At 49.6% G+C, this 14,281-nt stretch carries 15 protein-coding genes; 13 read left to right on the forward strand and 2 right to left on the reverse strand.

What is annotated here, in order from left to right; translation table 11 throughout:
• Window positions 1-67: 67 nt before the first annotated feature.
• Entirely contained in the window at window positions 68-613 is a 546-nt protein-coding gene (locus PUT07_RS01925; protein WP_274466052.1) for an NADPH-dependent FMN reductase, read from the reverse strand.
• 192 nt (window positions 614-805) lie between these two features.
• Between PUT07_RS01925 and PUT07_RS01930 the strand changes: the two genes are divergently transcribed.
• A complete protein-coding gene (locus PUT07_RS01930) occupies window positions 806-1,564 on the forward strand; it encodes an ArsR/SmtB family transcription factor (RefSeq protein WP_274466053.1) in 759 nt (252 codons plus the stop codon).
• An 89-nt stretch (window positions 1,565-1,653) separates the two neighbouring features.
• Here the strand turns inward: PUT07_RS01930 and PUT07_RS01935 are convergent, their stop codons facing one another.
• Complete coding sequence (locus tag PUT07_RS01935) at window positions 1,654-2,490, reverse strand: Rpn family recombination-promoting nuclease/putative transposase (protein WP_274466054.1); 837 nt, start codon at window positions 2,488-2,490, stop codon at window positions 1,654-1,656.
• Between the two features lie 179 nt (window positions 2,491-2,669).
• Between PUT07_RS01935 and PUT07_RS01940 the strand changes: the two genes are divergently transcribed.
• The 12 genes from PUT07_RS01940 (at window position 2,670) to PUT07_RS01995 (ending at window position 14,279) form a co-directional block, all read left to right on the forward strand.
• Window positions 2,670-2,945 carry a hypothetical protein gene (locus tag PUT07_RS01940; protein WP_274466055.1) on the forward strand — a complete coding sequence of 92 codons (276 nt, stop codon included), beginning with the start codon at window positions 2,670-2,672 and terminating at the stop codon, window positions 2,943-2,945.
• A gap of 149 nt (window positions 2,946-3,094) precedes the next feature.
• Window positions 3,095-3,553 (forward strand): DUF2243 domain-containing protein, encoded by a 459-nt coding sequence (locus tag PUT07_RS01945; protein ID WP_274466056.1) that lies wholly within the window; start codon window positions 3,095-3,097, stop codon window positions 3,551-3,553.
• 115 nt (window positions 3,554-3,668) lie between these two features.
• Entirely contained in the window at window positions 3,669-3,989 is a 321-nt protein-coding gene (locus tag PUT07_RS01950) for an antibiotic biosynthesis monooxygenase family protein (RefSeq protein WP_274466057.1), read from the forward strand.
• A gap of 523 nt (window positions 3,990-4,512) precedes the next feature.
• Complete coding sequence (locus tag PUT07_RS01955) at window positions 4,513-5,175, forward strand: FusB/FusC family EF-G-binding protein (RefSeq protein WP_274466058.1); 663 nt, start codon at window positions 4,513-4,515, stop codon at window positions 5,173-5,175.
• Between the two features lie 326 nt (window positions 5,176-5,501).
• Complete coding sequence (locus tag PUT07_RS01960; RefSeq protein WP_274466059.1) at window positions 5,502-6,026, forward strand: cupin domain-containing protein; 525 nt, start codon at window positions 5,502-5,504, stop codon at window positions 6,024-6,026.
• A gap of 127 nt (window positions 6,027-6,153) precedes the next feature.
• Window positions 6,154-7,989, forward strand: coding sequence for a UbiD family decarboxylase (locus tag PUT07_RS01965; protein WP_274466060.1), 1,836 nt, complete (start codon window positions 6,154-6,156; stop codon window positions 7,987-7,989).
• Window positions 7,990-8,112: 123 nt separating this feature from the next.
• Window positions 8,113-8,862 carry a MerR family transcriptional regulator gene (locus PUT07_RS01970; protein ID WP_274466061.1) on the forward strand — a complete coding sequence of 250 codons (750 nt, stop codon included), beginning with the start codon at window positions 8,113-8,115 and terminating at the stop codon, window positions 8,860-8,862.
• Window positions 8,863-8,975: 113 nt separating this feature from the next.
• Window positions 8,976-9,197, forward strand: coding sequence for a hypothetical protein (locus tag PUT07_RS01975; protein ID WP_274466062.1), 222 nt, complete (start codon window positions 8,976-8,978; stop codon window positions 9,195-9,197).
• A 258-nt stretch (window positions 9,198-9,455) separates the two neighbouring features.
• Complete coding sequence (locus tag PUT07_RS01980; RefSeq protein ID WP_274466064.1) at window positions 9,456-11,243, forward strand: cache domain-containing sensor histidine kinase; 1,788 nt, start codon at window positions 9,456-9,458, stop codon at window positions 11,241-11,243.
• Complete coding sequence (locus PUT07_RS01985) at window positions 11,221-12,372, forward strand: response regulator (protein ID WP_274466065.1); 1,152 nt, start codon at window positions 11,221-11,223, stop codon at window positions 12,370-12,372. Before PUT07_RS01980 ends, PUT07_RS01985 begins: the two co-directional genes overlap by 23 nt.
• Before the next feature lie 42 nt (window positions 12,373-12,414).
• Entirely contained in the window at window positions 12,415-12,819 is a 405-nt protein-coding gene (locus tag PUT07_RS01990; protein WP_274466066.1) for a helix-turn-helix domain-containing protein, read from the forward strand.
• A gap of 89 nt (window positions 12,820-12,908) precedes the next feature.
• Complete coding sequence (locus tag PUT07_RS01995; RefSeq protein ID WP_274466067.1) at window positions 12,909-14,279, forward strand: ABC transporter substrate-binding protein; 1,371 nt, start codon at window positions 12,909-12,911, stop codon at window positions 14,277-14,279.
• Window positions 14,280-14,281: the final 2 nt, after the last annotated feature.

Raw genomic sequence — 14,281 nt, forward strand, 5'->3', positions numbered from 1 at the left:
AACTGCATAAATCGGATTGCACATCAACACGTTACCAAATGGTAACATTTAAAAGGAAAAAATAACGTTAGTTTGCAGCAGCGGAACCAGCCGCAAGCCTCCGGGTCAAATCCACAAAGCTATGCACGGCATCTTCGATCCTTTTCCTAAGCACATCATCCATGTCATCGGCTCCGACAATTGTGGATGCATGGCCGAGCGAGATCCATTCCGAACAATTAATCCCGTGCAAATTGCGCACAATAGTCTGCAAATGCGATAACGAGCTCACTCCCAACGGACCTCCCGCGGAGCTGACAGCAAGCACCGGCTTACCTGCCATTTGGCCGCCTGTTACATAGTCCAGGGCATTTTTCAACGTTCCTGAAACGGAGCCATGGTATTCCGGAGTAGCGATGATCAAGCCGTCTCCGTCGGCGACCGCTTCCAATACCCGTTTCGCATTAGGATGGAACTCCCAGTTGTCGGGTGAAAATAGCGGTAATGGCAGTTCGAATAGATCAACAAAGGCAACGGAAATATCCCGCTCTGTCAAAAGGCTTTCGATATATTGCAAAAGGGATGTGCTCGTGGAATTTTTGCGGTTGCTTCCTGCTATCAAGGTTACTTTCATGTTCCGTATCACCTTTCTTTTTTGAGTGTATGGGTGGTGCTTGAACGGACTTGAATGCCGCCGGCTGACAAACAAATCGGTTTGTGCTAACATGTGACTATATAGTCACTTTTGTTACTATAATACGTTACCCAATGGTAACATGTCAAGCGATACTTTTATTTCTATCCTGTTGAGAAAGGAGGACCTTGCGTGGAAAATGATATCTTCAAAGCGCTCGCAGATCCAAGCCGCCGGAAGCTGTTGGATCTGCTCCGCGCTTCCAATGGACAATCGCTGAACGAGCTCTGCACGCCCCTAGACATGTCCCGTTTCGGCGTTATGAAGCATCTGAATATTTTGGAGGAAGCTGGACTTATTACGACTAGAAAAGCTGGCCGCGAAAAGCTTCACTATTTGAACGCCGTACCTATCCGTCAAATTTACGAACGATGGGTAAGCAAATATACCGAGCCATGGACAATCGGATTATCCGAACTACAAAACGAATTGGAGCGTGAAACACATATGGAAAAGAAGCCCGTTCAAGTTCATCAGATAGCGATTAAAGCAACGCCTGAACAAGTATGGCGAACACTCACCGATCCGGTCAAAACGTCAAAGTTCTGGTTTCATTGCGCGATCCGATCCACGTGGGAGATCGACTCTCCATTTGAATTATGGAACGGTGAGGAGAAGAAAGCCGAAGGGATCATTCTCAGCTTCGAGCCTCCCAGTAAACTCGTCATGAGTTGGCGCTTTACTTCGTTACCTGGTACGGAGAACGATAGCCCGTCACGTATTACGTGGGAAATTGGGGCACATGCGGAGCTTCAAGGTGTCACCCTCGTAACCGTTGTGCATGATGAATATGAGCAAGCGGCTCCAACTGCCAAAATTCTTTCGAACGGCTTGCCCATTGTACTTTCCGGCATGAAAACATTTCTCGAGACTGGGGAAACACTTGTCTAAGCTCCATACAAATAAATAAGAACAGCCATCCAATGGATGGCTGTTCTTATTTGTTTGTGCCCAAGGGGAAGTTTCTGACAATGTGTATTTCATTGCGCTTGAGCTATTTTTTTTAACTCCTCGATCGAAATCCCAGTGAGCTCGGAGATGGATGCCAAATCCATCCCTTTGGCAATCATTTTAATGGCAACATCAAGTTTACCTTTCCGTTCGCCCTCTTCTCTTGCTCCTTCTCTCAGAGATGCCTCGTCATGCAAAGCCTTTTGCCTCAATTCATATATCCGGCGCGCATCTTCGTCTTGACTAAGAAATTCCAGAACAGTCATCGCTTTGCCAAGTTCAGGTTCTTGCATCTTCAGCACCTCCCAATTATCTGTATTGTCACTTTTCAAGAAAAGTAACCAACTTAACAATCCGCCAGAAGCGGTTGTCTGATTGTGGCTCAGCTTGGACAACTCAAGGAAATGGATTTCAAGATCATCCGTCAATGAAATGCCGCTGCGATCTTCTCGTAAATGAAATACGTTGTGATACCGATCACTCGGTAGGATGGAGAAGTTGAGAATATTTATTGTAACGCACTTCTTTAAATTCTTATAGGGTTGTCCTTCCTCAAGCTGACTAGCGTATTGCTTACTCCAATAATACAACGTCCGCTTCTCATTGTCATAGCGGTTAAAAAGCTGCATTTCAATATTTATTAATTTGCCTTCCGCTGTCTTGGCTTGAATGTCGAATATGGACTGCTTATCCTGTGGAGAGTCTTTATCGGTATAAGGGTTCATGAGGATAATTTCGGATAGTTGCGGCTCACCAGCTTCTTGGAATGTTCGGTTGAGAAATGCCAACAGCACATCTTTATTCTCCTCACTCCCGAATATTCGTTTAAAGACAAAATCATTCTTTGGGTCAAGCAAATCTCTCACTGAAATCAACTCCCCTCGTTTTCTTATTATATCATGAAGCCTTTACATACAAGGATTTTTCTGGTTACCGAACCCTCAAAGCAGCTTATCAAAAAAGTTCAGCATACTATTTTCCCAATTCATGACATATGATCTTTTAAAAGCTGCATAAAATCGAACCGTTGGGAGAGTGATGCACAATGAAATTCCTGAAAACAAAGCTCATTCTGGCAGTTGCCTGTTCCAGCTTAATGGCGCCGAGCGTCATAAGCGCAGCAACCGAGACTGCGACTTCGCCTTATACGTATAAGAACGGCTTTATTCATACCTTTGTCCACGGTATTTATGTACCTGGCAGATATATCAATGTGGATGAAAATACAAGGGCTGTGTATGTACCCGGCGGCGTGGGCGTCATTGCGGTCGATAAGGATGCCGTTTTACCGGAAGGCTCCAAATTCTTAGAGTCAAAATAAAAGATTCATCCCCCAGACGGCAAAAGCAGAGGCATCACAACCTGCCGGTTGCGGTGCCTCTTTCTACTGACCTGTTCATCGTTTATCTCCTATTCATTTTGGCGATAACTTAATAGTGATAGAATATGGTCAGGATGGAGAGACAATGGATGATGAATAGGGAAACGAAGAATCTAGTTGTAAGTTCAGTCATACTTGGAATGGGGCTCATGGGGGCATTGGATGGGATCGTCTTTCATCAATTTTTGCAATGGCACCATGTGATCGATCATCACAATCATCGCATAGAGCTTTTCTCAGACGGAGTGTTCAATTTATTCGTTACTTTGCTTCTGTTTTATTCGTGTGTGAAAATATTTAGAGATGCGGCCAAAGAAGCTTTAAGCTTTCATACCCGGGCTTTTGCAGGTTCGATCGTTATTGGAGCCGGAGCTTTTAATTTATTGGAAGGGTTAATCGACCATCAGATATTAGGACTGCACCACGTAAGGCCGGCTAGTGCAAATTGGCTGATATACGACATGGTTTATTTATTGTCAGGCATAGTTCTCATTGTTGCGGGCTTCAGTTATTCCAACCTTAAGCTCCAAAGGAAGTCAAAAGCGTAACAAGCGTTCTTCACTGTGCCTAAATGTTCAAAATATTTCCTTCCAACATTACACTATAGTGATGACGCAGGCATAAAATTGTACTATTGACTATTGGAAGATGGAGGATCCCTAAATGTATGCAAGATTGTGCATGTTCAGATTGAAACCGGATACCCCCCTCTCATTCGCCGTGCAATGGGCCGAGAAAACGCATGACGCTCATCGGACGTTACCAGGTTTTCGAGGCATCACATTTTTGGGCGAAGTCATAACGAGTGAATTTGGCTCCATTAGTTTTTGGGAATCCCGAGAGGATGCATTTGCAGCCGGTGAAACCCTGTCGGCCAAAGTTTATTCTTCCGCAGAACGAGCCTACATCGAAAGCCCGCCTATCGTTACGGTTTATGAAGTCTATAACCATCCCGCGGAGACATTAACCGGATCATATCCATAAGCGAAAGGCTCAGGGGCTCCTGCGGGAAGGAGCTCTTTTACTTTTTAGCCAGGTAGATTGCATACTACGTCCCGTTTATACCGACAATATTGGATATCCTTAGTATTCTTCTCCTATGCGATCGAACCGCTGTTTATAAAATTTGACATGTTTGAACTGATGAATTGGAAACATTCGTACTCGTTCATTGCTTTCTCTGTTTTCGGGCTTCTCATCCGATGGATCATTCTCGGTTTTGTGAAAATGAATCTGACGAACCGCAAGAAACATTTTATATAACTATTTTTGGAATGGCGTTAAAGCCGGAAACCTTCTATAATGTCAGGGAAAGGTGGTCGGTACCAATGGCAAACGTTTATGCCGGAGCAAGAAGCAGCTCATGCAAAGCCTGCAGATAGGGCGATACTTTGCATGGGCGGACAATCTCGATGAGCATGTCGCCCCAATAAGCTTATATCGTTTCTAATCGAAATGGGCTTTGCACCTATTTTTATGAACCAGTAAAAATAAGGAGCTGAAAGCAATGAACCAACCATTCATTAGAAACCATCAATACAACGAAGTCAAAAAGCAGATCCGCCTGCTGCAGCAAGCCACAGAAACGATTTCTGACCCGAAGGTGGTCGAATCGGTGCGCTACAACACGCAGTTAAAAATATCCGAAACGTTTCCAAATGCCTCCGAGCACCACGCCCGAATGCTGAACGAATGTTCAACGCTGCGTTCAGCAGAGCAATTTCAGCATTATTTGAAAGCATTGGAGCCTTATCTGGAGCCGTTTCCGCAAGTGACTGCCAAGCAGCTGAATAAGCTTTTTCCCAAAGTCAAAAAGTTAAAGGCCCCCGACTTCACCGAAACCGATTTCCGATACGTCAGCTATCTAGGCTGGCTCGATATCGCGACGAATACGATGTTCCTTGTCTATCAACTGCACGGAGAGCTGGTCGGCATCACCGGCAGGTACACACCCGCGAATAAAGGTGTCTGTTTCATTTGCAACAAGCATGAGGAAGTCGCCTTATTCTCCGCGGCCACGAAATGGAAGCCGGCCAACGCTTCGTCTGATTACTATAAAGCGATCGGGAATTACATGTGTGTGAACAGCGAAGTATGCAACAAAAATATGACGGATCTCACCGCATTGGAGCGGTTCGTTCAAGAGGTTGCGGGTCCCCGCAAAGCTTGAATGGCAGCGAACCGTCATTCCCATGAAGAGCTTGCCGCTTGCGGCAGGCTCTTTCTCTTTTTCTTTCTTCTTATATCCGTTAGCAGATCAGATTTGTCCAGTTCGCGAATCATATTCCTCTATGGCGCAGTGCCTGGAATCGCAATAACGGATTATTCCCGTCAGTTCAAACGGATGACCGGTTTTTCCCCGAAGGATTACATCTTTCATCTGCGGGTTAATCAAGCGAAGAAGCCTTAATCGCGCTTGACGAATTGAATCCGTACCTCTGCTAGATTATAATACTAGTTTATATATCTTATTTTTTAGCAGAAGGAACTGATAGCATGGTAACGAATCGTCCCGAATATTGGATATCGAAGCTCGGATTAACCGCTCATCCCGAAGGCGGTTATTACAAGCGCACGTATGAATCTCAAGAACAAATTACCGATCAAGAGCTGTCCGTGCAGTTCAGCGGTCGGCGGTTGCTGTATACGAGCATTTATTTTCTGCTGCAATCTCATGACGTCTCCCATTTCCACCGTTTGAAATCGGATGAATTATGGTACTACCATGCCGGGAGCCCGCTGACGATCCATGTCATCCATGAGAACGGCGTTTACGAAGCAATCAAGCTCGGCATTAACTTGGACAACGGCGAAGTGCCGCAGTATGTCGTTCCCAAGAATGCAATATTCGGTTCCTCGGTCATGGAGAAGGATACGTTCTCGCTCGTCGGATGCATGGTATCGCCAGGCTTTGATTTTCAGGATTTTGAGCTGTTCACCCAAGATGAGCTGCTGCAGCAATATCCGAATCACGAGGACATCATCCGCAAGCTAGCCTACAAAGAGCTGGTTACCGTATAAAAAGAAGCTTTCAAGAACACGTCGGTTTGACGTGTTTTTTGTTTGGTTTCATTTGACAAGTCTCCTTACTTCATATTAACTATTGGTAAATAGATTTTAGGAATACGTATCGGATTGGAGCAAAGGCATGATATATCGCAATCTTGAAGAATGTATCGTCGATTTGGAGAAGAATGGCCACTTGATTCGCATTCACGAAGAAGTGGACCCCTATCTGGAAATGGCCGCCATTCATATGAAGGTCCATGAAGCTGGCGGTCCCGCCCTGCTGTTCGAGCGTGTGAAAGGATCCAAATTTCGCGCCGTGTCCAACCTGTTCGGCACTGTAGAGCGGAGCAAGTTCATATTCCGCCAGACGTGGGACAGCGTACAGAACGTCATCGCTCTGCGCAGCGACCCGATGAAAGCTATGAAGCATCCGTTCCAGCACGTCGGATCAGGGCTTGCGGCTTGGAAGGCGCTGCCGTCCAAGCAATCCGGCGGGCTGCCGGCCGATTTCCAGGAAATCAGCATTGCCGACCTGCCCCTGATTCAACACTGGCCGGATGATGGCGGTGCATTCGTCACCCTGCCCCAGGTATACTCGGAGGATCCGGACAAGCCCGGTATTATGAACTCCAATCTGGGGATGTACCGGATTCAGCTGAGCGGCAACGAGTACGAATTGAATCGAGAGATCGGCCTGCATTACCAGATTCACCGCGGGATCGGCGTTCACCAAGCGAAAGCGACGAAGCAAGGCGCTTCGCTGAAAGTAAGTATTTTCATCGGCGGTCCTCCCGCCCATACGTTATCCGCCGTCATGCCTTTGCCGGAAGGGATGAGCGAGATTACGTTCGCAGGCTTGCTGGCGGGACGCCGCTTTCAATACAGCTATATCGACGGCTATTGTGTAAGCCATGATGCCGATTTCGTCATCACCGGCGAGATTTACCCCGGCGAGACGAAACCGGAAGGACCTTTCGGCGATCATTTGGGCTATTACAGCCTGACGCATCCTTTCCCGCTCATGAGGGTGCATAAAGTATACGCCAAGCGTAACGGCATTTTCCCGTTCACGGTCGTAGGCCGGCCGCCTCAAGAGGATACGGCGTTCGGCGCCTTGATTCATGAGCTGACGGGGGATGCCATCAAACAGGAAATACCCGGTGTGAAAGAAGTGCATGCCGTCGATGCCGCGGGCGTGCATCCATTGCTTTTTGCGATCGGCAGCGAACGGTACACGCCCTATCAGCCAACCAAGCAGCCGGCAGAGCTGCTGACGATCGCCAACCGCATTCTGGGGACAGGACAAGTCAGCTTGGCCAAGTATTTATTCATTACGGCCGAGGAGAACGAACCCGTGAATACCCACGATATCGAGGCGTTCTTCACCTATATACTGGCACGTATCGATCTCCGGCGCGATCTTCACTTTCATACCAATACGACCATCGATACGCTGGATTATTCGGGAATGGGACTTAATACCGGCAGCAAGATCGTTGTCGCCGCGGTCGGCGAGCGCAAGCGGGAGCTGTGCCGGGAAGTTCCCGAAGCCTTCCATAAGACCAATGGCATTCACCAAGCGCGCCTGGTCATGCCCGGCGTCGTTGCCGTCCAGAGCAGGCCCTTCACAAGCTACGCGGAAGCGGAAGCGGAAATGAAAGAGCTCTGCGATGCGCTTGCCGCACATGGGCCGCTGCCTTCTTGCCCGATGATCATCGTATGCGATGACAGCCATTTCCTGAGCGAATCGCTCGACAATTTCGTATGGGCAACCTTCACACGGAGCAATCCTTCGCATGATATATACGGCGTGAACAGCCGTTTTGAGTTCAAACATTGGGCTTGCGACAACGTCGTCATCGATGCCCGTACCAAACCGCATCAAGCGCCGCCGCTCATCCCGGATCGGATAGTTGAGGAGAACATCCGGCGATTCTTTGCCGAAGGCGCGAGTTTAAGCGGCATTGTGAAATAAATGAAGGGGACTGCATGCTTAAATGCCAGTCCCTTTTTGGCATTTATATTAATAACGGAGAATACGCATTGACTCTCCCCTTAGGGCAGCCGCTACACTCATTGTTGAAAGGAGATGAACCCCATGTATACCGTGAAGGACGTCGCTCAGCTGTCCAAGGTCACGATCAAAACCCTGCACCACTACCACAAGATCGGCCTGCTCCTGCCAAGCGAAATTACGGATGCCGGATACCGGCTCTACGGCAGGAATGAACTGGAGCGCTTGCAGCAAATTCTGCTGTACAGAGAGTTGGATTTCACCTTGGATCAAATCAAAACGCTGCTGGACGAGGAGCCTGACAGGCTGTCCCTGCTGGCCCAACAAGAAAAGCTGATGCTCGTTCGCAGACAAAGGCTGGACGACGTCATCGGCACACTTCGTCATACAATAACTAGCGAGAAAGAAGGAGAACCTATGGACGCGAAGGAGCTTTTCAAAGGATTGGCAACCGAGGAAGCATGGCAAGAAGCTCTTCATGAGCACAACGAACATTTGAAAGCAGCTTATCAGTACGAGCCGCCCGTCTCCTCCCCGCTGAACGTCGAGGAAATGAATGCGATGGCAGCCGAAGCCGCATCGTTCATGGCTGCGATGGCGGAGGCTCTGCGCAGCGGCGTGAAAGTCAATGACGGGAAGCTTCGCGGGCAGATGGACGCTCACCTTGCCTTCTTGAATGCGCATGGCCACGCGACGACGCCTGCCGATTTTGCAGCGCAGACCCGCTTCTTCCTCAGCGACGACTTTCATCTCGGGATGCTTGAATCCCAGCAGACCGGGCTGGCCTATTATCTTGCCGCTGCAGCGGAAGCATACGCGGCGGCAGCCGCATAATCCTTCGATCCGCAGCCGCCTACAGGCTGCGGATCGATTTATTTACAATAAGACTGTTCTACCTTCATTAAATGTGATAGATTGAATGTATCATCCAATGGAGGGATATCATTTTGAAGCCAGTCACCGAGAAGCTCATTAAGCAACATCAACAGCATTTGTCGGATAACCCTCATGAACTTCAAAATTACAGCTCCGTCTACGAACACATGCTCTACTACTTTACGACTATACTCGGAATGGACGAGCCGCAAGCCTGGCAGCACATCCAAGATTTCAAATCAGATCTGACCTGCGACGTCATGAAGAACGTTGTGAAGTCTGACATCATCTGAGTTATGTATACGCTTCCATATCGGGAGTACCACAGTGTCTGAAGCTCTTTTGCGAAATCCCATGAGATTAAGCCTCAGGGGATTTTTTTACAGTCATTGTCGTCTCCAGCTGACAGACTAGCACGATTCTTTGCTCTTTATTGCATATTCTTTGTTGTTTACCGGCCGTTTGCCGGCACTATAGCGTCCCTCAGAGCTTCCGTTGTATGATAGAGATAATTCATGCGTATAGGCCATATACAGGGAATGGTGACCCCAATGAACCTTCTGCGCCGTCCGTTCACAACGCTTCGTGGAAAAATCCTCATTTCCGCCTTGTTTCTCATTATTTTACCTGTCGTAGTCATCCTGTACCGCTTCTATAACTCCTCCGAGCTCATCGTCCAAACCCAGCTGAATCAATCCAACCAAGCGGCCGTCATGCAAAAGGCGGAAACCATGAACGATCTTGCCGTACGTATTATCAAAGCATCGAGCCTCGTCATCAACGATCCGGAAACGGAAAAATTTCTAAGAGAACCTGCCAACTGGTCGGACAGCTACGATTCGTTCGTTAAACTGACCAGCCTGCAAAAGAAGCTCTCCAATGTCAAAGATCTGCTGCTCGATAGCGATGCGTATCTGGGCCTGTATGACAACCGCGGATTCACCCATACCACATGGTCAGCCGTTACCAAAACGGACATTAACGCTTACCGGCAGGAAAGCTGGTACGAACCGACGCTCCGCAAGAGCGGATCGCCCTACTGGTCGGTCCCTTACACACTCCGCACAGCCGGCAGCAGCCAAGAGCTCATCGTCATGACGCGGCAGGTGAACGGCGAGTATACGAGCAACTATGGCTTTTTCCTGATCGGGGTGCCGATTCCGATATTTTTCTACAATTCCGATGAGCTGCGCAAGCAGCAGGAAGCCGGGATGACGTCCCTGCTTCTGGATCAGCAAGGGCAGCTGCTGCTTGGCCATTCCAGCTCGGAGGAGCTCCAGTCCGCGCTCCAATCGATGCGCAGGGACGCGAGCGGCATTCAGCGAATAACCATGAACGGCCAGGAGTATTTCGTGAACGACGGCTACGTGCCCCAACTGGGCTGGCGGCTTCTTCAGCTCATGAATCAACAAGATTTCGCGACACAGCTGGGACGGGAGAAAGACAAATCCATCGGCTGGGTCGTCGCTTGGTTTTTCTTATTTGCGATCGCTTTCATTATTCTGATGCTCCGTGTTACGAGCCCGTTCAAGCTCTTGGCCAAATCGATGAACAGAGTCGGGAAAGGCGAATTCAACACGATGGTCGCTATCAAAGGGGACGACGAGATCGCTGTCTTAGGGAGCAATTTCAACAAGATGGTCAGCCATCTCCAAGATTTGATCGCGAACTTATATGACGAGCAGCAGCGCAAGCAGAAGGCGCAATTCCAGGCTCTGCAAGCGCAGATCAATCCTCATTTCCTGCTCAATACGTTGAATTCGATCAAATGGATGGCGATTCTGTCCGGCAGCGAGCACGTCAGCGACATGATTACGAAATTGGGCAAGCTGCTCAACTTCACCATGCGGAATGAACAGGAATTCGTCACGCTTCGCGAGGAGCTTGACTATATCGGGGTTTATCTATCGCTTCAAGAAATTCGCTATCATGATCAAATCAAGTTCACTTATGACATTCCGGAACCGCTCCTGGACTGCGAAATTTTGAAATTTACGCTGCAGCCGGCCGTTGAGAACAGCATCATTCACGGTAACCGGTTCCCCCTGCACATTGAGCTTCAAGCGAAAGAAGCAGGAGGCCATTTACATATCATACTTCAGGATAACGGAGCCGGCATGAGCCTGGAGAAGATCCAGCAGGTCGAAGCCGAACTCAACCAGCCTCACGCCAAGTTCAGCGGCATCGGCATCCGCAACGTCAATGAGCGGATCAAGCTCCATTTCGGCGTCCAATACGGGATGCAAATCGCCAGCTCACCGAACGAGGGCGTTCGATTGACATTGCTACTCCCACTTAACAGGAGGACTGAGGAACATGCGCATACTCATCGTGGATGACGAAATATTGGTCCGCATTGGTTTAAAAACGATTATTCCGATGGATAGCGAAGAATTCCAAGTTATCGGCGAAGCCGCGAACGGCGTCGAAGCTCTATCCATCCTGGAGACTCAGCCTTGTGAAATCGTGCTCACCGACATCCGCATGCCTGAGATGGATGGTCTTGCCCTGCTCAAAATCATCCGCGAGCGCTGGTCGCAGGTGAAATGCCTTATTTTATCCAATCATAGCGACTTTGCCTATGTGCAGCAGGCTCTCAGACTTGGTGCGACGGAGTATATTACGAAGCTGGAAATCAACCCTTCCGAGCTCATGCAGAAGCTGCGGGCCATTAAGGAACAGCTGCTGATCGAGAAACAGGGGCAGAACGCCTATACGAAGCTGGAGCAGAAGGTGAACCTGTACAGCGGCGAGGTGAAGGAGAAAAGGCTGCGCGAGCTCGTGCTGGGCCACTCCTCCCGCCGGGAAGTCGAGCAGGTGTTCAGCGAGTTTCAGCTCGGTCCCTTCCCTGCACCGCTCTCGGCCGTAGCCATCCAGATCGAAGCGTACGACGAGCTGATTCAAAACAACCGGTTCCAAAGCGATCGGCTGCTGAGCTATACCGTCAAAAATGTCCTGAGCGAAATCCTGAAGAAACACGGCAATGGTGAGCTGGTCGAGATTGGTGGGGGCAAATTCGGCCTGCTGACCGGTCAGTTGAACACGGAGGTTCTGCGAGAAATGCAGAGCGCCGTGCAGACCTTCCTGAGAATCTCGATATCCTGCGGCGTGTCCCCCGCCTTCGAAGATGCCTGCCAGCTTCATCACGCCTTCGAGCAAGCCGATCATTCCCTCTCCTACCGATTCTATGGCGGACGGGCATGCATCGTTCATTACAGCGAGATTCCTCCCGTCCCTCCCAGGCTGTCCGAGCCATGGAACGAGGATGACCTCAGCAAACGCATTGACGAAGGGGATGCAGACGGAATCACGCAGCTGCTGCTCGCATGGACGAAGGATTTGCTGGCCAAGAAAAACGTGCCCCCCCTTATACTCCGTGAAATGTGGCTCAGCCTCCTGCATATGTTCTCGCGCAGCCTGAAGGCCGAGGGCACCGACATTTATTCCGTGACGCTCCACGAGAATTAATATCCGTACCCTGTGATCCGCGGCGCGGAGACGCTGCAGGACTTGGCCGATTGGTTCGTCGGCTGGATTCCCGTGTTCATGGCATACAAACGCCAGCACGGCAAGGATAAGCTGCGCCCTGAGATTCAAACCGTCATCCGCATCATTACGGAGCAATATCACTTGCCGATGAAAGTGGCCGATTTGGCAAGCAAAGTCGGATATACGGAAAATTATTTGAGCATTTTGTTCAAAAAGGAAACCGGCAAAACGATTACCGATTATATAACCAACATTCGGACGAAAAACGCGCGCGAGCTGCTTAAAAATCCGGATTACAAAATTTTTGAGATTTCAGAGCGCATCGGTTATGCCGACCCCAATCACTTCTCCCGCAGCTTCAAACAGCTGGAGGGCATGTATCCGACCGAATTTCGCAAAATGTATTTCGGCCACCGAACATCGTAGAATTATGCTGATCTTGGAATGAATCGTCCGTGTCCTTTTCTTGAGGATTCCATTACGATTTAGATACCAAAAGAAAAGGGGATGAACACATGAGAAAAGTTTTTGGGGTAAGCGCATCGCTAGCTTTGGCTGTAAGCGTTTTCGTGTCGGGATGTGCCAAAACCGAAGTCGCACCTGCAGCCTCCTCATCCGCAGCGCCTGCAGCCACGGCAGCAGCCGCATCGCCAACGCCTGAAGCGCAGAAGCCGGTTTCGCTTAAATTTTGGGGAGGCGTTCCGCCGGAAAGCGGCCCGCAAGAAGCGGTGGACAATTGGAATAAAGCGAATCCGAACATCAAGGTCGAATATATCCGTTTCGTCAATGACGATCCCGGCAACCTGAAGCTGGAGACCGCCCTGCTCTCCAACACGGACGCACCGGACATCTACATGACTTACGGTGACGATAGAATGACGAAGCGCCAAGCCGCCGGCATGGCGGAGCCGCTCGACGATCTCATTGCCAAGGCCGGCTTTGACGTGGAAGGCATTATCGGCAGCGCGAACATCAAGAAATTTGCCGACGGCAAATATTATTACCTGCCTGCCAACAAGAACGTCGGCGCTGTCCTGTTCAACAAGAAAGCGCTGGACGAAGCCGGCGAGAAGCTGCCGACCACGTGGACTTGGGACGACTTCAGCGCCTTGGCGGCGAAGCTCAATAAAGGCGAGCGCAAAGGCACGATGCTCGATCCCGCTCTGTCGACCTTCGGCGAGCTCGTTCTTCAAACCGGCAAAGCCAAAGACGGCTATATCGCCGATGACGGTACCTCCAACTTCAACAGCCCGGCTCTGAAGAAAGGTCTGGAGCTGCAGCAAAGCTTGGAAAGCAAAGGCATAATGATGAAGTATTCCGAAGCGGTCGCGGGCAAAATTACCGTCCAGAACGAGCTGCTAACCGGTAAAGCGGCCATGGCGCCTTCGGCTATCTATATTATCCGCTACATCAAGGATACGAAAAGTTTCCCTCACGACTTCAAAGTCTCTTTCGCTCCCTATCCGCAATTCACAGCCGGCGGCAACGTAAACCCTGGCGGCGGTATGGGCGACTACATGGCGATTAACAAAAACAGCAAGAACAAAGAAGCGGCTATGAAGTTCATCTCCTGGTACTTGCAGGAAGGCAATATGTCGATGGTTCCGGGAGGACGCATTCCGACGAACAAGAAAGCCGATGCCGGCAAAATCGCCTCCATCCTGATCGGCGACGCCAAAGATCTGATCGACGAAGAATCGCTGAAGGCGCTGCTCGCCGGCAGCTATACGTTCCCGACCTCGTATAACGTCCCGGTTCCAACCGAGTTGAAGGCGATTTACAAGGACGAAATGGAGAAATATTTGCTCGGCGTGCAGCCGATTGATAAAACATTGGAGACGATGAAATCCCGGGCGGACACAACGCTTAAAGGCGCCAAAAAATAACC

Origin of the sequence: Paenibacillus sp. MAHUQ-63 (assembly GCF_028765165.1) — a bacterium.
In the GTDB taxonomy this organism is placed as follows: Bacteria; Bacillota; Bacilli; order Paenibacillales; family NBRC-103111; genus Paenibacillus_E.